At 47.9% G+C, this 18272-nt stretch carries 18 protein-coding genes; 12 read left to right on the top strand and 6 right to left on the bottom strand.

The window, feature by feature from the left end; all coding sequences use genetic code 11:
- On the bottom strand, positions 1 to 636 hold the full coding sequence (locus tag HPL003_RS05540) for an NAD(P)-dependent oxidoreductase (protein ID WP_014278641.1): 636 nt from the start codon (positions 634 to 636) through the stop codon (positions 1 to 3).
- Positions 637 to 891: 255 nt separating this feature from the next.
- Here HPL003_RS05540 and HPL003_RS05535 point away from each other — a divergent pair, with 255 nt between their 5' ends.
- The 3 genes from HPL003_RS05535 (at position 892) to HPL003_RS05525 (ending at position 4486) form a co-directional block, all read left to right on the top strand.
- Complete coding sequence (locus tag HPL003_RS05535; protein ID WP_014278640.1) at positions 892 to 1845, top strand: alpha/beta hydrolase; 954 nt, start codon at positions 892 to 894, stop codon at positions 1843 to 1845.
- 201 nt (positions 1846 to 2046) lie between these two features.
- Positions 2047 to 2604 carry a glycerol-3-phosphate responsive antiterminator gene (locus tag HPL003_RS05530; RefSeq protein WP_014278639.1) on the top strand — a complete coding sequence of 186 codons (558 nt, stop codon included), beginning with the start codon at positions 2047 to 2049 and terminating at the stop codon, positions 2602 to 2604.
- Between the two features lie 178 nt (positions 2605 to 2782).
- On the top strand, positions 2783 to 4486 hold the full coding sequence (locus HPL003_RS05525) for a glycerol-3-phosphate dehydrogenase/oxidase (RefSeq protein ID WP_014278638.1): 1704 nt from the start codon (positions 2783 to 2785) through the stop codon (positions 4484 to 4486).
- A 132-nt stretch (positions 4487 to 4618) separates the two neighbouring features.
- On the opposite strand, the gene HPL003_RS05520 is transcribed toward HPL003_RS05525, so the two are convergent.
- Both HPL003_RS05520 and HPL003_RS05515 read right to left on the bottom strand, forming a co-directional pair.
- On the bottom strand, positions 4619 to 5296 hold the full coding sequence (locus HPL003_RS05520; RefSeq protein ID WP_014278637.1) for a CidB/LrgB family autolysis modulator: 678 nt from the start codon (positions 5294 to 5296) through the stop codon (positions 4619 to 4621).
- The gene (locus HPL003_RS05515) at positions 5293 to 5664 is read right to left on the bottom strand and encodes a CidA/LrgA family protein (protein ID WP_014278636.1); all 372 of its coding nucleotides are present in this window, start codon (positions 5662 to 5664) and stop codon (positions 5293 to 5295) included. The genes HPL003_RS05520 and HPL003_RS05515 overlap by 4 nt, the downstream gene beginning before the upstream one ends.
- 132 nt (positions 5665 to 5796) lie before the next feature.
- On the opposite strand from HPL003_RS05515, the gene cidR reads away from it, so the two are divergent.
- Positions 5797 to 6696 (top strand): cidABC operon transcriptional activator CidR, encoded by a 900-nt coding sequence (gene cidR / locus HPL003_RS05510; RefSeq protein ID WP_014278635.1) that lies wholly within the window; start codon positions 5797 to 5799, stop codon positions 6694 to 6696.
- 135 nt (positions 6697 to 6831) lie between these two features.
- Here the strand turns inward: cidR and HPL003_RS05505 are convergent, their stop codons facing one another.
- Together HPL003_RS05505 and HPL003_RS05500 are read right to left on the bottom strand one after the other, a co-directional pair.
- Positions 6832 to 7014, bottom strand: a complete 183-nt coding sequence (locus HPL003_RS05505; protein WP_014278634.1) for an aspartyl-phosphate phosphatase Spo0E family protein — start codon at positions 7012 to 7014, stop codon at positions 6832 to 6834.
- 134 nt (positions 7015 to 7148) lie between these two features.
- Positions 7149 to 8222 (bottom strand): GGDEF domain-containing protein, encoded by a 1074-nt coding sequence (locus tag HPL003_RS05500; protein ID WP_014278633.1) that lies wholly within the window; start codon positions 8220 to 8222, stop codon positions 7149 to 7151.
- A 166-nt stretch (positions 8223 to 8388) separates the two neighbouring features.
- On the opposite strand from HPL003_RS05500, the gene HPL003_RS05495 reads away from it, so the two are divergent.
- Genes HPL003_RS05495 through HPL003_RS05485 form a run of 3 tightly spaced genes read left to right on the top strand, consistent with a single transcriptional unit; the run spans position 8389 to position 11915 of the window.
- Positions 8389 to 10770 (top strand): ATP-dependent DNA helicase, encoded by a 2382-nt coding sequence (locus HPL003_RS05495; protein ID WP_043922310.1) that lies wholly within the window; start codon positions 8389 to 8391, stop codon positions 10768 to 10770.
- The gene (locus HPL003_RS05490) at positions 10760 to 11269 is read left to right on the top strand and encodes a MarR family winged helix-turn-helix transcriptional regulator (protein WP_014278631.1); all 510 of its coding nucleotides are present in this window, start codon (positions 10760 to 10762) and stop codon (positions 11267 to 11269) included. Before HPL003_RS05495 ends, HPL003_RS05490 begins: the two co-directional genes overlap by 11 nt.
- Before the next feature lie 37 nt (positions 11270 to 11306).
- The gene (locus HPL003_RS05485) at positions 11307 to 11915 is read left to right on the top strand and encodes a pentapeptide repeat-containing protein (RefSeq protein WP_014278630.1); all 609 of its coding nucleotides are present in this window, start codon (positions 11307 to 11309) and stop codon (positions 11913 to 11915) included.
- Between the two features lie 141 nt (positions 11916 to 12056).
- Here HPL003_RS05485 and HPL003_RS27330 read toward each other — a convergent pair whose 3' ends face one another.
- A complete protein-coding gene (locus HPL003_RS27330) occupies positions 12057 to 12233 on the bottom strand; it encodes an aspartyl-phosphate phosphatase Spo0E family protein (protein ID WP_014278629.1) in 177 nt (58 codons plus the stop codon).
- 206 nt (positions 12234 to 12439) lie between these two features.
- Here HPL003_RS27330 and HPL003_RS05480 point away from each other — a divergent pair, with 206 nt between their 5' ends.
- The 5 genes from HPL003_RS05480 to HPL003_RS05460 all read left to right on the top strand — a co-directional run bounded on the left by HPL003_RS05480 (position 12440) and on the right by HPL003_RS05460 (position 18194).
- Complete coding sequence (locus HPL003_RS05480; RefSeq protein WP_014278628.1) at positions 12440 to 13396, top strand: nucleoside hydrolase; 957 nt, start codon at positions 12440 to 12442, stop codon at positions 13394 to 13396.
- Positions 13397 to 13908: 512 nt separating this feature from the next.
- Entirely contained in the window at positions 13909 to 14514 is a 606-nt protein-coding gene (locus HPL003_RS05475; protein ID WP_014278627.1) for a hypothetical protein, read from the top strand.
- Positions 14498 to 15016 carry a hypothetical protein gene (locus tag HPL003_RS05470; RefSeq protein WP_043922563.1) on the top strand — a complete coding sequence of 173 codons (519 nt, stop codon included), beginning with the start codon at positions 14498 to 14500 and terminating at the stop codon, positions 15014 to 15016. Before HPL003_RS05475 ends, HPL003_RS05470 begins: the two co-directional genes overlap by 17 nt.
- On the top strand, positions 15013 to 15390 hold the full coding sequence (locus HPL003_RS05465; protein ID WP_014278625.1) for a DUF4280 domain-containing protein: 378 nt from the start codon (positions 15013 to 15015) through the stop codon (positions 15388 to 15390). The genes HPL003_RS05470 and HPL003_RS05465 overlap by 4 nt, the downstream gene beginning before the upstream one ends.
- Before the next feature lie 56 nt (positions 15391 to 15446).
- Positions 15447 to 18194, top strand: coding sequence for an NlpC/P60 family protein (locus HPL003_RS05460; protein WP_014278624.1), 2748 nt, complete (start codon positions 15447 to 15449; stop codon positions 18192 to 18194).
- Positions 18195 to 18272 lie beyond the last annotated feature (78 nt).

Genomic DNA, 18272 nt, shown 5'->3' with positions numbered 1-18272 from the left:
TTAGGACTCGGATACCACGGTGAAACGTTGGTTCAGATGCTGTGGTTTCTCGATTTCGTCAATTACAGCTACCGCATAATCTTCATAGCTGACATAACTTGCGCCTTTGGAATTGACTTGCAGCACATCTTTGCCAATTTTATAAGAGCCTGTGCGTTTGCCAAGAGCAAATTCAGCGGAAGGACTAATGAAAGTCCAGTTCAGATCGCTGGTTCCACGCAAAATCTCCAGGTTCTTTCCTTGATTATTAGCCGTTGGGTATACAAAATCAGGGAAACCAGGCGTGTCTTTTACCAACAAGGTTTGGGACTCATCTGTGAACAGGCTGCCTGCACCACCTACAACAATCAGGCGGGTATCGGACACATTACGCAGTGCTTCAATCAGAACATTTCCTGCATCCACATGCAGATGCTCTTGACCGAATGGAGCAGCAAAAGCATTAACGACAACGTCAAAACCTTTCAGATCGTCTGTTTTCAGATCGAAAACGTCTTTTTGTACCACAGTTACACGGCTGTCTGTTACTTTGGCAGGGTCGCGAACGATCGCCGTTACTTCATGCCCTCTGTCCAATGCCTCTTTAACAATGTTGCCTCCTGCTTTACCGCCTGCACCAATAACTGCAATTTTCATAATAAATAACCTCCTATTAAATGTTGATCAGATTATTAGTTTGATCATAGGTCTGTCCTGTTCATTCATGAACTTTAATATGTAACAATTATAGTTACATATTAAAATGAAAGTCAAGTCCTCGTGCTGGGTATCCTAAAGTCGTCCGATTAAAGAGAATTGATCCTGTTTAAGTATATAAGGTGAAGTTGAATGAGCATGGAAGTAGCATTGGATAGATAAAAACAACAGACAGGAAAGGAAGAGTGAACCGATATGAGTAAAAAGGTACAGCTTGAACCTGCAGCGCAGAAGTTCGCAGACGATAACGCCAAGCCTCCGTTTCTGTACGATCTGGGCCCTGAAAAGGGACGTGAAACGGTCAATGAGGTCCAATCGGGTCCGGCAGACAAACCTGCCGCAGACCTGGAAGACCTGTCTATTCCCGGCGGCCCAAGCGGGGAGGTCAAGGTCCGGATTGTTCGTCCACAACAGGTGACAGGCGACCTCCCGGTTATTGTATACATCCACGGGGCAGGATGGGTATTCGGTAATGCCCACACACATGATCGTCTGATCCGTGAGCTGGCTGTGGGTGCGCAGGCAGCGGTTGTATTCCCGGAATACAGCTTGTCACCTGAAGCGAAATATCCAACGGCCATTGAGGAAATCTACGCGGTCGTTCAGTGGGTGGCTCAGCATGGACGCGAGCATGGGCTGATGCCTGATACGCTGACGGTAGCTGGAGACAGTGTCGGTGGTAACATGACCGCAGCCGTAACATTGCTTGCTAAGGAACGAAGCGGTCCTGCTATCCGACAGCAGTTGTTGTTCTATCCGGTGACAGATGCTTCTTTTGACACAGAATCGTATCATGAATTCGCCACAGGGTATTTCCTGAGCCGTGAAGGGATGCAATGGTTCTGGGATCAATACACGACAGATCCCAATGAACGGGCGCAGATTACGGCTTCTCCACTGCGAGCAACAACCGAACAGCTCAAGGGGCTGCCGCCAGCATTGGTCATCACAGGCGAGGCTGACGTGCTACGGGATGAAGGGGAAGCTTATGCGAACAAGCTACGTGAGGCCGGGGTGGATGTAATCGCTGCCCGGTTTCAGGGCATCATTCACGACTTCGTGATGCTGAACCCGTTATCGGAAACCGCAGCCAAGCGCGGGGCGATTGCTTTGGCTACCTCGTGGCTGCGCCAAGGCTTTGAGGGTTAAAGTTTAGCGCAATATACAAATCCACAGGCTGCTGTGTTGTCAGCTAGCCAAGAATGAGGGCTGTCTTCCCGAGCGGGTTATTTATGGCCGGGAGGGCAGCCTTTATACATAGCTAAGATGAAACCGCTTCACGTTAGTCAAGCAGAGTGATAATATAAAATTTGAAAGAGTTGACCGACATTCAGCATAAGGAGGATATCCATGTCATTTCAGGGACAACGCATTTTGCCTGCGGCTAAGCATATGAAGCAGTTGGAGGATATTTTGGACAGCTCCTATGAGTATGCGGTTTTTCTGGATACGCACGTAGCACAGCTTCGCAGCCTGCACCAGTTGGCGCGGGACCACAACAAGCGGATGCTTCTTCATGCCGATTTGGTGCAGGGCCTAAAGAATGATGAATATGCTGCTGAATATTTGTGTCAGGAGATTAAGCCGTTCGGTATTATTTCGACCCGATCCGGTGTGATTGCGACCGCCAAAAAAAAGGGGATTCTCGCTGTACAACGGGTATTCATACTAGATACGATTGCGCTGGAAAAAAGCTACGCACTGGTGGAAAAAACGCGACCCGATTACATTGAGGTGCTACCCGGCATCGTGCCGCCATTGATTACAGAGGTCAGTGAACGCACGGGTATTCCCGTCTTGGCAGGAGGGCTGATTCGTACCCCTGAGGATGTGGAAGCAGCGCTCGCTGCCGGAGCTACAGCGGTAACAACTTCTAACAAACAGCTTTTTGAGCATTATAAGCAATAGCTAATAACCCCTTTTCATCGTGTACGGTGTGTGCTACGATATAGATAAGTTAATACCCGTCAGGAGACTTGGAGAGACCATGAACCGCTCGGCATGTGCCGTAGCGATGTTCGTGGTCTTTTTTTTGTATTTTTGATGGTAGGGTCGGTGGATGATTATAGAGATGGAGGGATAGATAATGGGAGAATTTTCATTTGCTGCGCAGAAGAGAGCGGCCGTTTTGGGGCGTATGGGGCGTGAGCATTTTGATATTTTAATTATTGGCGGCGGCATTACAGGGGCAGGGATTGCGCTGGACGCCGCTGAGCGCGGTTTGAAGACAGCGCTGGTCGAGATGCAGGATTTTGCGGCAGGTACGTCCAGCCGATCCACGAAGCTGGTGCATGGCGGCCTTCGATATTTGAAGCAGTTTGAGGTTAAAATGGTAGCCGAGGTCGGGAAGGAGCGGGCCATTGTATTCGAAAATGGCCCGCATGTGACCACGCCGGAGCGTATGCTGCTTCCGTTTCACAAGGGAGGTACGTTTAACGCATTTACCACTTCTGTCGGACTGCTGGTATATGATTTTCTCGCCGGGGTTAAGCATAGCGAACGCCGCCGAATGCTGGATATTCGGGCTACGTTGGAGCGGGAGCCTTTGTTGAAGCGGGAAGGACTCAAGGGGAGCGGCAGCTATGTGGAGTATCGTACGGACGATGCCCGCTTGACGATTGAGGTCATGAAGGAGGCTGTTGCACGAGGGGCTATAGCTGTAAACTACGCCAAGGCTGACAAGCTGCTGTATGATGACGGACGAATCAGCGGCGCGAGCGTAACGGATCGGGTAACGGGGCAGTCTCATGAAATCCGCGCTTCGCTGGTTATTAACGCTGCCGGACCGTGGGTGGATACGCTGCGGGAGATGGATCGGTCCAAAGAAGGCAAGGTGCTCCGTCTGACTAAAGGAGTCCATCTGGTGTTCGACGCCAAGCGATTCCCGCTCAGACAGGCCGTTTATTTTGATACACCCGATGGACGGATGGTATTTGCCATTCCACGTGATGGGAAAACGTACGCAGGTACAACTGACACGGTATATACAGGGGATACAGCCCATCCCCGAATGACCGCTGAAGACCGGACATATGTACTCCAAGCAATCAATGGCATGTTCCCTGATGTGAAGCTGACCGTCAAAGATGTGGAATCCAGTTGGGCAGGTGTACGGCCGCTCATCTATGAGGATGGCAAAAGCCCTTCGGAAATTTCCCGCAAGGATGAAATTTGGGAATCCCGCTCGGGCCTGATCACGATTGCGGGTGGCAAGCTGACAGGCTACCGGAAAATGTCCGAGCTCGTCGTAGACCGCGCGGTACGGGAGCTGGGGCGCTTGCATGGGCAGACTTTCCGGGCATGCCGCACCAGGCACATCCCGATCTCGGGCGGCAACGTAGGCGGCTCCGCCGGTTGGGATGCCTTCGTGAGCGGGCAAGCGGCAGCAGGTGCTGCGCTCGGGTTGACCCCAGAGACGGCTAGAGCATGGGCCACCCGATACGGCTCCAATGCGGAGCGGCTGTTTGCCATTGCGGCACGCAGCATGAAGGAGGCCAGCGAGACAGAAGCCGCGCTGCCCGTGGAAGTGCGTGTCCCGCTCCTGTATGCCATGGAGCAGGAAATGACGGTGACACCGTCTGATTTTTTCATACGCCGCACCGGAGCGTTGTTTTTTCAGATTGACGGGGTGAACCGCTGGAAGCAGCCCGTCATTGCGCTGATGTCTGAGCATGCAGGCTGGAGCGCCGCGCTAGAGCGCCAATATGCGGCAGAGCTGGACGCTTATTTACGGGAAGCCGTGACACCTGTTGAGGCAGAGGAGAAACCCGGCGCTGTTAAAGCGATTTGATTGCATGATAGATGAGGGGGCCTTGCTCCCAAATAGACGAAGAACCTCCGTCCACTACAGCTAGTGGAACGGAGGTTCTTCGTTTTGTATATCAGGTACAGTGTCCATTCAATATCTTGCGCTATACTGAGCTTACAGCATCAAGTGGAGCAGGAACGGCGCAGCCGCCAAGGTAAAGAGGGCGGCGAGCACCATAGAGATGCTGGAAATAGTGCCCGTCAGCGAACTGAACTCGAACGCTTTGGAAGTACCCGTACCATGAGCCCCGGTACCGAGCAGTACACCGCGCGAAACTTCATTTTCGATATGGAACAGCTTCACGATCATCGGGCCGATAATGAGACCGCTCAAGCCGGTTAAAATAACGAACACAGCCGTGACTGTCGGATTACCGCCAATCGTTTGTGAAACATTCATGGCAATCGGTGTCGTAATGGAGCGAGGAATCAGGCTGCTCATCAGCGAGGAATCCAGATGCATCCATTTGGCGAGTACCATGGAGGATACTACGGCTACGACTGAACCGGACAGCACGCTAAGTATGATTTGGGTCGCATGTTTTTTCAGCACAGGGAAATATCGGTATAAAGGGACGGCAAATGCAATCGTGGCTGGTTGGAGCAGCATGGAGAGCAAATGGGCACCCGAATTATAGGAACGGTAATTTATACCCGAAAGCGTCAAAATTAAAATAATAAGGATCGGTGTAATGAGTAGTGGAGACATATACACCTTGGGCAGCGTGCGGTACATGCGTTTGGCCATCCAGTAAATAGCGAGCGTCAATACAATACATAGAAGACCGATCATGATGATTTGTGCTCCTTTCGTTTGCCGAGCAGACTGGCGATCATGCCCGTGCAGGCCATCACGAGAAAGGTACCAAGCAGTACGACCAGCATAATGCTCATACCATCGTGCTCCAGCATTGGCCAATAATTCATAACGCCAACAGCCGAGGGAATAAAGAATAATAGCAGTTCGGCCAGCAGCCAGTTTGCGCCGATCTCAATCCAGCTTAGACGGATCACGCCCGTTTGTAGCAGAATAAATAGAATCAGCATGCCGATAATGCTACCAGGTACAGGCAGGTGAAGCCAGGAGACCACTGCGTTCAGGATGAGCGAAAAGGCCATCAGGACGGCGATCTGGAGGACACCGCGTATGAAGCTTTTCATATATAATGGCTCCTATCTATGAGTTCCGTTATTTTTAAAACTGTAATGAAATTTTACATCACAAGTTTTCATGAGTAAAATGCATATAAAGAATACGATGTATTCCGTTTGTCTATGGGAGAAGGTGATAGGATGGATATCCGACATTTGCAGTATTTTTTGGAGGTTGCGCGCTTGCGCAGCTTTACGAAGGCGGCCCAGAGCATGTTTATTACACAGCCGACGATCAGCAAGACAATTAAAAGCCTGGAGGATGAATTGGGCGTCGCTTTGTTTGACCGAATCGGCAAAAGAATCGAGCTGACGGATGCGGGCAAGGTGATTGAGCTTCAGGCGCAAGCGATTGTGAAGTCCTTCCAGAGCTTGTCCTCCGAGCTGAGTGATTTGATGAGCCTGAAAAAAGGACACATCCGTATCGGTCTGCCTCCCATGGTAGGATCGAGCTTTTTTCCGCGTGTCATTGGGGAATTTCACAAGGCATATCCCGATGTGACCATTCAGCTATTTGAGGATGGGGCAAAAAAAGTAGAGCAGGACGTAGGCGCGGGCGCACTGGATATCGGCGTAATTGTGCTGCCAGCGAGTGGGGATATATTCGAGACGTTTCTGTTCGTGGAGGAAAAGCTGAACTTGCTGGTTCACCCTACGCATGTACTGGCAGAGCGTACAGAGGTACCGCTGGCAGCGCTGGCGGAGGAATCGTTTGTGCTGTTCCGCGAGGATTTTACACTGCATGACCGTATTATTGCAGAGTGTGTCCGGGCTGGCTTCCAGCCGCGCGTCGTCTATGAAAGCTCACAATGGGACCTGATCAGCGAAATGGTTGCTGCGAACTTGGGGATAGCGCTGCTGCCGGAAGCGATTTGCCGTGAACTTGATTCTGAGCGATTGCGTATTATTCCACTCGTTGATCCCGTCATTCCCTGGCATCTAGGGATGATCTGGCGAAAGGATCTGTATCTGTCCTTTGCCGCGAGAGAATGGATTACGTTTACGCAGGAATTACTGCGGACGGAGTACCGAAGAAAGTAGTAAGCGAGGAAGTAAGGAAAGATATAAGTAAGATGGGGATGTCCTTCCGGAAAGTTAACACATACAGGTACGATAGCGGGACACAAAGCTATGTACAAAAAAAGCTGCCCGTAAGGGCAGCGGTGTAGCTTTCTTCTATGGATGTGCCTGATTGTCACCATTAATCGCTCGCTTGGTGTGGAGATACTTGTCCATAATTCGGTCAAGCCGAGAGGATTTGTCCAATACACGTTCATCCCTTAGTCCATGTAAGGTTGCCATACGATTTAGTTCGCGGCGTTCTTTTTCCATGAGTTTTTTCAATTGTTCGAGGTCCAAAAAGCCCACCCCCCATGTCGATTGTAAGGCATGTCTCCTCTAACGGCAGAAAATTTTCTAATACAAATCTTATTTCCATTTTACCACTTTTTATTAACAATAATCCAGCTTTCCTGACATTTAGCGACTTATAATTATTGTTTTGCTATTTCTACCCGATTGCGTCCTGAGCGTTTGGCTTCATATAGAGCGTCGTCCACCTTCTCCAATAATTTACCCGCTGCAATGGTAGGAAAGCTGCCTGCTCCGATAGATACCGTCAGAGGAACGATGGTTCCGTCATTCAAGAGAAAGGGTTCGTTTTCCACAGCTTTCCGAATCTTCTCGGCAAAGCTTGCTGCTTTCTGGCTGTCGCAATCTCCAATCAGAATGGCAAATTCTTCTCCGCCTTTACGGGAGGGATATGCCCTCCTTGTAGACTCCCGGTTTAATAAAATTCCCAATTGGTTTAAGACGGTGTCCCCGTTCAAATGACCATACGTATCATTAATATTTTTAAAGTGATCAATATCCAGCATCACGATCCCAAAAGGTTGTTTTGTAGCCTTGGAAGTATGAAGGACCTCTTCAAACAGCGCATCAAAAGCACGCGGACTGTATAATCCGGTTAAATGATCCCGGTTCGCAGCCTCTTCCAGTAGGTGAATGGCCCGTTCTGTTTTTTTGATATGGTGCATCATAAAATAAGTGAACAAGCCGCCAAGTATCAAAGCGGTTGTGAACGGTGTAAAAGATTCAGGTCTGAGACGACCAAACAGATACAAAGTAGCTAACAGCGACACAACAGCAGATCCAAGCACGGCTGACATCCATTTGCCGAGCTTTAGGCTTTTTTCTCGAATAAAGGTAAGGGAAACGGCAAGGGTCATGATGCTACTGACAGTAGCAGTCAGAGAAATATCTGTCCAACCACCGATGATGTAAATACGGTACATGCTTATGATCAGGGCGGCTAGCAGACCAGATACCGGTCCCCCCATATAAACAGATATGATAATAGCCAATTGGCGCAGATCGACAACAGAATTCCCGCGGATCAAACCGGTCATCATTAACAGAATGCCAAACAGGCCCAGCATTAAACCGTTCATTACCCGATAAAGAAATACATGTTTTTCCAGGTAACGTTCATATTTTCGGGAAAGTAAATTTCCAAAGAATAAGAAGCTCGTTAATAATGCGAAATTGTTAATTAATTCTTTTAACATATTCCCTACCCTTTATGCTGTAATGTGTGAGTTGTAGTATTGTTGAAAGTAAAAAGCCTCGTTTCTATATTTCGGTAAAAAGTAGGCATGAGTGAATACCAATCGACTACAAACGATTCTTATGTCCCTTACGTTTCATTTATTTACGTGATACAGTGAAAGGACTATGACCGGAACGGGTGATCGTATGAAGGAACCAATTCACATATCGGTGCGACCCCTTGTGGAATATGTGCATCGCAGCGGCAGCATTCACGGGGGTTTCCGCTCGAACAGCAGTATGCTGGAAGGAACACGGGTGCATCAGCTTATCCAAAAAAGCTATAAGGAGCATGACCGCAAAGAGGTGCATCTGCACGCAGAAATTCCATATAAGGATGCTCTATTTATCGTCGAGGGCCGCTGTGATGGACTGATTGAGCTGGACGGCATATGGACGGTTGATGAAATCAAGTCGGTCTCCATTCCTCTAGAAGATATTCCGGGGGATGGTCAACCCGTACATTGGGCGCAAGCGTTTCTGTACGCCTATATGATTGCCCGCGAAGAGCAGCACAATTCCATGCAGGCCCAGCTTACTTATGTACAGGCACACAGCGGAGAAATTCGGCGTTTCAGACGGGAATTATCCTTTGCAGAGCTGGAGACCTTTGCGCTGAGGATGGTCGAGGGTTATGCGCCGTATGCATTCCTGCTGAGAGCACATGCAGAGAAGCGGAATGCTAGTATTGCAGCACTGGCCTTTCCCTTTGACACCTATCGTTCAGGCCAGCGGCCTCTGGCGGGTTCGGTGTACAAGACGATTGCAGAAGGGGTCAATCTGTTTGCCAAAGCGCCTACGGGTATCGGTAAAACGGTATCTACCCTGTTTCCTGCAATCAAGGCCATCGGTGAAGGGCTGGTGAGCCGGGTATATTATGTGACGGCCCGTACCACGACCCGCGCAGCAGCAGAAGAAGCGTATGCCAAAATGCAGGCCCAAGGGCTGCATATGCATGTCGTAACCTTGACGGCGAAGGATAAAATCTGCTTCAAGGATGAAAATGATTGCGATGCCGGAGCATGCAGCATGTGCGAGGGATATTACGACCGGATCAACGGTGCGGTGTCCGATATTTTAGCGAATGAGACGTTGATGACCCGGGCGGTGATTGAGCATTATGCGCGCAAGCATAGGGTATGTCCCTTTGAATTTTCGCTGGACGTGGCGTATGCCTCGGATGGTATAATCAGTGACTATAATTATGTTTTTGATCCGCGTATTTCCTTGAAAAGACTGCTGGAGGAGCACAAGCGAAAAGGTGTTGTGCTGGTGGATGAGGCGCATAATCTGGTGGAGCGCGGCCGGGATATGTTTTCGGCGGAAATTGTGAAATCGTCTTTTTTGGAATTGAAAAAAGAATTCAAGCTGCTAAGCCCGGAGATTACCGCGGCTGCGAGCGCAGTGAACGCGCATATGATTACACTGCGTAAATTGCATGCGGATGCAGGAAAAGCAGTGGAAGCGTCCGCACCGCAAGAACTGCTGGAGCTGCTGGCGCCTTTCGTGGAAGCAGCCGAACGTGAACTGGTAACGGGGGGCAGCGTGAGCGGTGCCCAGCGTGCGAGCAGTACAGGTGCAGCTTATGCATTGCTTCTCGATACGTACTTTGCCGCTCAAAACATGCTGCGGATTGCAGCTTTGTACGATGAGCGCTACGTTACCTATATTGAGGCGGGACGCAGTGAAGTGCGGGTCAAGCTGCTCTGCCTGGATCCTTCGCATTTGCTGGGACAGGCTATGAAGGGCTATCGCTCGACGATTTACTTTTCTGCCACGTTGACACCGCTCGCGTATTACCGGGACATGCTGGGAGCGAGGGAAGAAGATTACACGTTGCAGGTTCCTTCTCCTTTTCATCAGGAGCAATGGGATGTACGCCTGCTGCCGCTCTCTATCCGTTATCGGGATCGTGAGCGCTCGAAGGGGGCCATTGCAGATATGCTAGCGGGATTGGCTGAGGAGCGTAAAGGGAATATGCTCGTGTTTTTCCCTTCCTATCCGTATCTGCGAGAGGTATATGAGGAATTTATGGCCCGGGGCGTGTCTGCGGATACGCTGGTACAAAGTCCGGGCATGACCGAACCGGAGCGGGATCACTTTCTGAAGGCTTTTCAGCCGGGACAAGAGCGTACTCTGCTCGGCTTTGCTGTACTGGGAGGCGTGTTTGCGGAAGGTGTTGATTTGCCGGGTGATCGTTTGAACGGAGTCGTAGTGGTTGGTGTCGGATTGCCGCAAATTGGCGCAGAGCGCGATGTGCTGCGGGATTATTTTTCGGAGCAAGGACGGAACGGATTCAACTATGCGTATGTGTATCCGGGGATGAACAAGGTTCTTCAGGCAGGAGGCAGGCTTATCCGTACAGAACACGACGAAGGCTTGCTAGTGCTGGTAGATGACCGGTTTGCCAAGGAGCCGTATGCTTCTTTACTGCCGGAGGAATGGAGGAGCTATCGTTTGACGGAACAGACGGGATCAGGGAAGGAATGGACAGGCCATGAATTTTAATTTTCATAATGACTCTATACGCGGGGTGCTGCACAGCTTTGGACAAGAGGATGCCGAAGTGGACAATATGGAGACTTTTGTGACTTTTGCGCGCTTGGCTAACGGTATTTTTAGAGAAATAGATACCGATCTTACCAAGCTGGGAGTCTCTCAGGGCCGAATCATCGTCCTTAGCCTATTGCACTGCCATGCGCCGCACCGGATGACACCATCAGAGCTGTCAGAAAAGGCCGATGTGACGCGGGGAACCATGACGGGGCTAATCGACGGTCTGGAGCGGGATGGCATGATTGAACGGGTGGCTCACGAGAGGGATGGACGAATGGTAACTGTCGGACTAAAGGAGGCAGGACGAGAGCTGCTGGTAACGGTAGTGCCTTATTACACCAAGCTGATCCGTGCATGTATGGCCGAGTTTACGACAGAGGATCATGAGATGATGAAGGGCTTGCTCGGGAAAATGAAAAGGGGTTTTGAACGTTCCCTGCCGAAATGCTGAGTTCCTGATTTGAAGGATAAAGAATAGGGGGGATAACATGTTCTTTTATACTGATGAGGTCTATGAAGCGCGTGATTTTGGTTCGATGGATGCCCGAGAAGGCGAGTGGAGAAATTGTGAGTTTACTCGCTGTCGCTTTCGGGGTGTGGAGATGAATGAATCTCTAGTGGAAGACTGTACTTTTGTAGATTGTGATTTTACCGGAGCCATCCTGAATGCCTCTCATTACAAGGAGTCTGCCTTTACGAATTGTCTGTTTACCAGCGCGAATCTGTTTGTGGCCCGGTTTGATAATTGCAAGCTGGTAGGCTCAGACTTCGCGGGGGCAAATATGGACGGGATCACGATTACGGGCGGAGACTGGTCATACACGAACTTGCGTCATGCAGATTTAAGGAAGCAGGATTTGCGAAAAATACGATTCAAGGAAGCTGACCTGTCCCAATGTAATTTGGAAAAGGCAGATTTGCGCGAAGCAGATCTTACCCGGGCAAGATTGCATAAGGCGCAGCTTCAAGGAACGGACTTGCGTGGTGCGAAGATGGATGGCGTGAATTTTAAAGATTTGGATATCACCGGAGCCAAGCTCGACATCCAGCAGGCGGTAGCCGTGGCCCGATCCTATGGAGCGAAGGTGGAAGGGTAAAAGCACGGAAAAAATCCCTGCTCCAGCGGCAGGACCTGAGGATCAGGTCTGGGACTGGATAGGATAGGATAGGGAAATGGGTGCTTTATATGTTGAACGGACCCGAGAGGGGGAGGAATTTATGGTGGGACCAAAGAGGCATTAGTTTCTCTTTTTTCTTTGCTGGGCAAGGACTACATAATGATCCAGACGTTGACTTAGCTCTATAATGGAAGGGTCGGTAAAGGCCGCATGCTGTGCCTTTGTAATAAGCTCGCTGCGCAATTCTTCAATGATGGCCAGCAAACCATCCCCGGATGCATTCAGATTGGATACCATAAGCTGCACCTTCTTCCCTGCTGCTCATAAGATTATAAAAGTAATTGCATAAAATTTGAATTATACATTAATGGTAAATATAGGTCCTTTTTTGTTGGTGTAAAGTAGTATAGCACATTTACTCTAGCGAAGCGATCAGGCATAATTAAGGATGATTGCCGATGAGAACATGCCTGTTATGCGGGGATAAAGGAAGGAAGAGACAGATGAGTCAGACAAACGTGTATTTTAATCATGATGGTGGAGTAGATGATCTGGTATCCCTGTTTATGCTGCTTCAGATGGAGCAAGTTCATTTGACCGGAGTATCGGTTATTCCAGCAGATGGTTACCTGGAGCCTGCGACGGATGCCAGCCGTAAAATTATTGATCGTTTTGGCCGAAATAAAGGGCCTGTGGAAGTTGCTAAATCTAATTCACGCGGTAAAAATCCATTTCCTGCCGCTTGGCGTTTACATTCCTTTTATGTAGATGCATTGCCAGTGCTGAATGAATCGGGACAAATGGAAGCGCCGCTTTCAGCTCTGCCGGCTCATCAGCATCTGATCGAAAAGGTGCGTGGAGCCGAAGGCAAAACACTGCTCCTGTTCACTGGACCGCTGACCGATCTGGCACGCGCGCTGGATGAGGCACCGGATATTGAAGCGAAAATTGACAAGCTGGTATGGATGGGCGGTACCTTTGAAAAAGGTAATGTAGAGGAGCCTGAGCATGACGGCACAGCAGAATGGAATGTGTTCTGGGACCCGGAAGCAGCATATCGGGTATGGCAAAGCGGTATTACCATTGATCTGGTGGCACTGGAAAGCACAAGCAAAGTGCCATTAACGCCAGCCGTACGCAATCGTTGGGCTTCCGAGCGCCGCTATGAAGGCGTAGATTTCCTGGGCAACTGCTACGCAGGCTGTCCGCCGCTTGTCTATAGCGAGACGAACTCGACCTACTACCTGTGGGATGTGCTAACTACCGCATCAGTGGGACGTCCGGATATTGTAAAGAAAAAGACGGTACATTGCAGCGTCATCGCAGATGGCCCAAGTCAGGGCAGAACCGTGGAACAAGCGGATGGCCGCCCTGTTAATCTCGTATATGACACAGACCCGGAAGCCTTTTTTACGTACATGGCGGATTTGGCCAAGCTGGCTGCTCCCAAGCGTTATTAGGCTAAGCTAGGCTCGGCCATGCACATATACGTAAGTTAGAGTGATATTAGCAAACATCCATAACATGAAAACCCGTGACGATATCCGTCACGGGTTTTTGTGCCCTTTTAGGCCATATATGAGTGGAGTCCAGTTTCTGCTTCAAGCTAATTCCTGATATGTTTTCAATGTCAGATGGAGCGTAATCTCAGTCTCGCTACCTAAATTATGATTCTCTGAATGTGTTGTTGGAGTCTACCTATATTTTACATGATTATTTCATTGTAGACCGGGTTTTCTACTTCAATTTACCTATTGGCTTGCGCAAACCTTCATGGAATAGGTCTGAAACGGTCGTTTCTAATAAAGTATTTGGTTATATTATTACACATTTATGAAGTGAAATAATTATTTTTATTTATTTTCATAAATTCATATGTAATCTCATCATATGAAAAAAGTGTAATTAAATAGGATGATAGAACCAGTTATATCATGTAAATATTCTATATAATAGGTTCAGAGGTGGAATTATGAATAGATTGGAAGCCCTAGAACACTTCCATAAGACCTACGCAGAAGAGGTGCTGAATCAGAAAATACACCACGTAGCGTCTTTGTATGAACAGCGAAAAGAAGAAGTCATATTATCTTTTATTCAATCCTTTCAATGGATTTGTCAGCAGGCTAATCATATAGAGGTGTCCAAGAAAAAGATTGGATACATTACCTATTCCATGCGGCGCACATATCTGATGGATCGCAACTATAACTATGTCATCGAAGTTTATGATAAAAGCTGGTTCTTTGATCCTGGGCCATGCCAAGGAGCCTATGATGCAGGATGGGCTTTCAGCTTTTGGGGAGAATTGGTGGATGAATTGAGCCAGCTCCGAAAACCCTATATGAATAAGGTGATTCAGCTTGATGTAGAACGATTTGCACTTCAGGCTGCGGAGGAATTTCATCAATATATTTTGCAATTAGCCAGGGATGCTATTGGACAGGCTGTACAAACACCGGAATTTAAGGTGTTAAGGTACGAGAATGATTTGGAAGTGCGAATAGGGGAGTATAAAGGAATCAGTAAGGTGGTGTACTCAGCAGTCGATGGAATATTACATGATTCAACAGGATGACCGTATCGCAGAGTATATGTATCCCGTAGAGATGAATCGCAGGCAGCTAATGGAGTGGACAGCCAGCGCAGAAGAGTCCATTTTACAATTTTATGTTTCAGGTGATGCAGACTATATTGATTTTATGGAGCATCCGGTATCCATCGTTTCTGAACAGCTCAAGGAAATATTTGATGTATATCAAGCGGGATTGAACTGGAAGTTGGTTGTTTTTGCCGATATACAGCGAATGCAGCAAACGAGGTATTGGATGGCTAATCCGCCTAGCCTGATGTGTGTATCATCACTTAGTGAATATCATAGAGACGGTACACTGAGAAAAATCATTTTAGATGAATATGCAGTGGAGAATCATAAGATATTCAGGGTTCAGGATGCAGATCATCATATCATTGTGGATCTTGATGTGGCTGAATGTATTTTAAAGTTCAATCTGACAGGCTTGAAATTACAGAAGGTTGATACAGAGGGGCCGTCTATGCAAAGGAGAGTCCAAGAATGAGTGAGAGCTATGTAGTGGATGGGGCACAAATACATTGCAACTATGGAAGTGATACGGGAAGATTTAGTGTTTCAGCTAACAGAGGAATTAGCATTGGCGATAAAATGCAGGGGAATATTCAAGATTTTCACCCACAGACGCATATCCCTTCGTTCGGATTGTGCCGCAGTATGCATAATCCCGTGGTTTCTTCTGCTAACAAAGGTATTTGCGGAAAAATCATTCCGCAGCCCTGCAAACCAAGCGTATCTATGCCTTGGTTGAATGGAAAGAGGGATGTATACGTAGATCAATCTCCGGCTCTTATGAGTTGCTCCACCAATTTATGCATGTGGTGTGGCAAAATTTCATTCACGACAGATGGGCAGGAATAGTTACAGATTGCTTAAAGCTATATCAACATCTATGAAAAACTAATGGGGTGAGCAAGATGGGACTGGCTGGAACTGTGCTGACTTATGGCAATATTAGAGTGAATGCTCCATATGAAATTGTCCGGCTGCTGGATTTTGAATTGACGCAGAAGGTGAATGACCATGGCAGGGTATATATCACTGCTCTCATACCGGATGAGGATCATGCTAAGTATGACGGATTAGCTCATGATGAAGATGTGCTGGAGGTATATGAGACGGATGGAGATCGAGGGACGGTTAGTATTTTTAAAGGAATCGTCACCAATATTAGAATTGCATTCAAAAATGGCGTATATCACATGTACATAGAGGCGGCCTCTTTTACATATTTGCTGGATCAACAACGGAAAAGCCGTTCGTTTCAAAACAGCAGCTTGACGTATTATCAACTGTTCCGCGAACTCATCGATGCTTATCCACACGGGGATTTTATTGACCTGACGGACAGCAGTAAAAAACTCGATGGCTTTACTATTCAGTATGGGGAGAGTGATTGGGAGTTTCTAAAAAGAATGGCCTCTCGTCTGCAAACTGGATTGATTGCAGAGATTACATCTGTATTCCCGAGATTATGGCTAGGCACCTCGAAAGAACAGGTGAAAGGGGAACTGCGTAGCATTAACTTTTCCCTCCAAAAAACAAAATCAGGTCCAGAATATACATATGCTGAAGTGGAGGATACGAAGCGTTTTGAACTTGGAGATGTCGTCGTATTTCAACGAAAGCATTGGGTTATTGATGAGATTCATGCAGAGATGCAGCAAGGTATCATGACATATGGCTACGTTCTCGTTCCGGAAGCAGGTATTCCGAGGGAGGTTATACATAACCAGTTAATCAAAGGTACCTCTATTGAAGGGAAAGTCATTGATTTAGATGGTGAAGGCGAGTCCGTTAAGCTTCACCTGTCCGTGGATGCTGTGCAGTCCAAAGCGGAGAGTTGCTGGTTTTCTTACCCCACCATGTATACTGGTGATGGAATCGGCTGGCATTGCATGCCTGAGCTTGGGGATCATGTTCATTTGTATTTTCCATCCAACAAGGAGCAGGAAGCTCATGTGGTTCAATCTCTCCGTAAGAGAGACTACAAAGGAGATGAAATCAGCAAACCTGCAAGAAAGCTGTTTCATACCAAAACTCAAAAAGTGGCGAGATTCGATGATAAAGAAGTAGCTCTCTCCACCCAGAAAGAAAAGATACTTGTACGCTTAAATCCTGCATCCGGTATTCACGTGTATAGTCATCACGATCTTACCTTTCACGCCGATACAGACTTGGTGCTGCATGGCAAAAAGGTACAGATGACCGCTACTCGCGAAATATCTCTGACGTGCAAAACCAGCTATATTCGAACCGATGGGACGCTTCATATCAAGGCTAGTAAGTTCATCAAAAATCAGGTGCCAGACGCAGAATTGAAAGCCTATAAATCCCTGATTCAAGAATTGAAGGGAAAGGGGTATCCGCAATGGGTGCAGGATTTGCTGCTTCAATTTAAAAAGGACTACTACAAAGCCGTGGCAGCAGGGGACAAAAAAGGTGCCAAGGAAGCCGCAGCCAAGGCCAAGCAATTGCGTCAGCAGGTGGCAGAAATAGATCGTATGCCTGCCTGGGCCAGAGCGCAAATGCATGAGTACACGTCTCAGTGGTGGGAAGCACATGGCGCCAACGACAAAGCCACGCAAAAGCAGATGCATCTTCTCGCCAATCAGTTGCGTGACAATGTGTTGATCAACGAGCTGATTCGTGGACATTCAGCCAATTCCTATCTCGATGCCAACCGGCTGGAGGAGCTGTCCGGGCAATACGCGGATGCCGCTCATAAGCTGACCGTTGCCGATCAAAAGGCTATTGCTAAGGAAGCAGCTGCCCTGCGGAGTAAGTATGGCGTGAACAGTCTGCTTGCCAGAGAAAACTTGAACAAGCTTGCCAAGAAATATCCAGACAGCTTCTCGTACAAGCTACCAACTACGGGTGATTGGGATCAGGAGCTTAACGCCGCTTTGCAGGATTTTGCGAAGAAATACGGCTTGGAGAACAAAGGTTATGGTCGCGATGTACTCGCAGTGTACCTGCATCAAGTAGCCAATGGCATTCTTCCATGGCCTAAGGTTAATAAGGTTGCAACGCCGACTGCTCCAACAACGAAAACGGAACCAGGCAAGAAGACGCCGACTACTCCTGAAAAGCCGACGAAGGAGGAACCAAAGGCTACACCATCCAACAGTTCTGCCGAGGAGAAAAGGAAAGCAATCGTAGAATTCGCTAAGAAGTTTTTGGGGAAGATTCCTTATTGTATGGATACTAAAATTACAACAATGAAGCTTGATCCCAACAATCCACCTATTTATATGGACTGCTCTGATTTTAGTTCCTCAGTGTACTTGACCATATTAAATGTGCATATAGGCGGTACTACAAGAGATCAAATCAATCGGGGGACAGAGGTTGAATACAAAGCTTTACGATCCAGTGGGGATTATAAAAACCTAAAGTTAGGTGACCTAATATTATTTGATTGGAAAAAAAGAACAGGGAGACAACCGAATCATGTAGGCATGTATATCGGGAATGGAGAATTTATTCACGAGCATGGTAACGCAACTAAGCCTAGTGAAATGGATTCAGATAAAAAGCCTTCTCATAATGTAACGATAGATAAATTAAGCAAAGATTGGAAGGGGTCATACGGTCGTATATATACAAACGTTATAGCAGTTAAGCGTATTATCCAAGACGATGGATCCATTAAAAATAAGTAGGGATGAGGAAGTACAGAGTCGCATAAAGGAACTGAGACAACCCGCTTAATGAGGAAACCTTATAGAGAGTGTAAAAGA

Source organism: Paenibacillus terrae HPL-003, assembly GCF_000235585.1.
Classification (GTDB): domain Bacteria; phylum Bacillota; class Bacilli; order Paenibacillales; family Paenibacillaceae; genus Paenibacillus; species Paenibacillus terrae_B.
This window is presented reverse-complemented; position numbering and strand designations above follow the sequence as displayed.

Coding starts and splice junctions, on each gene's coding strand:
- HPL003_RS05540 (WP_014278641.1), bottom strand. CDS start 636: ATGAAAATTGCAGTTATTGGTGCAGGCGGTAAAGCAGGAGGCAACATT.
- HPL003_RS05535 (WP_014278640.1), top strand. CDS start 892: ATGAGTAAAAAGGTACAGCTTGAACCTGCAGCGCAGAAGTTCGCAGAC.
- HPL003_RS05530 (WP_014278639.1), top strand. CDS start 2,047: ATGTCATTTCAGGGACAACGCATTTTGCCTGCGGCTAAGCATATGAAG.
- HPL003_RS05525 (WP_014278638.1), top strand. CDS start 2,783: ATGGGAGAATTTTCATTTGCTGCGCAGAAGAGAGCGGCCGTTTTGGGG.
- HPL003_RS05520 (WP_014278637.1), bottom strand. CDS start 5,296: ATGATCGGTCTTCTATGTATTGTATTGACGCTCGCTATTTACTGGATG.
- HPL003_RS05515 (WP_014278636.1), bottom strand. CDS start 5,664: ATGAAAAGCTTCATACGCGGTGTCCTCCAGATCGCCGTCCTGATGGCC.
- cidR (WP_014278635.1), top strand. CDS start 5,797: ATGGATATCCGACATTTGCAGTATTTTTTGGAGGTTGCGCGCTTGCGC.
- HPL003_RS05500 (WP_014278633.1), bottom strand. CDS start 8,222: ATGTTAAAAGAATTAATTAACAATTTCGCATTATTAACGAGCTTCTTA.
- HPL003_RS05495 (WP_043922310.1), top strand. CDS start 8,389: ATGACCGGAACGGGTGATCGTATGAAGGAACCAATTCACATATCGGTG.
- HPL003_RS05490 (WP_014278631.1), top strand. CDS start 10,760: ATGAATTTTAATTTTCATAATGACTCTATACGCGGGGTGCTGCACAGC.
- HPL003_RS05485 (WP_014278630.1), top strand. CDS start 11,307: ATGTTCTTTTATACTGATGAGGTCTATGAAGCGCGTGATTTTGGTTCG.
- HPL003_RS27330 (WP_014278629.1), bottom strand. CDS start 12,233: ATGGTATCCAATCTGAATGCATCCGGGGATGGTTTGCTGGCCATCATT.
- HPL003_RS05480 (WP_014278628.1), top strand. CDS start 12,440: ATGAGTCAGACAAACGTGTATTTTAATCATGATGGTGGAGTAGATGAT.
- HPL003_RS05475 (WP_014278627.1), top strand. CDS start 13,909: ATGAATAGATTGGAAGCCCTAGAACACTTCCATAAGACCTACGCAGAA.
- HPL003_RS05470 (WP_043922563.1), top strand. CDS start 14,498: ATGATTCAACAGGATGACCGTATCGCAGAGTATATGTATCCCGTAGAG.
- HPL003_RS05465 (WP_014278625.1), top strand. CDS start 15,013: ATGAGTGAGAGCTATGTAGTGGATGGGGCACAAATACATTGCAACTAT.
- HPL003_RS05460 (WP_014278624.1), top strand. CDS start 15,447: ATGGGACTGGCTGGAACTGTGCTGACTTATGGCAATATTAGAGTGAAT.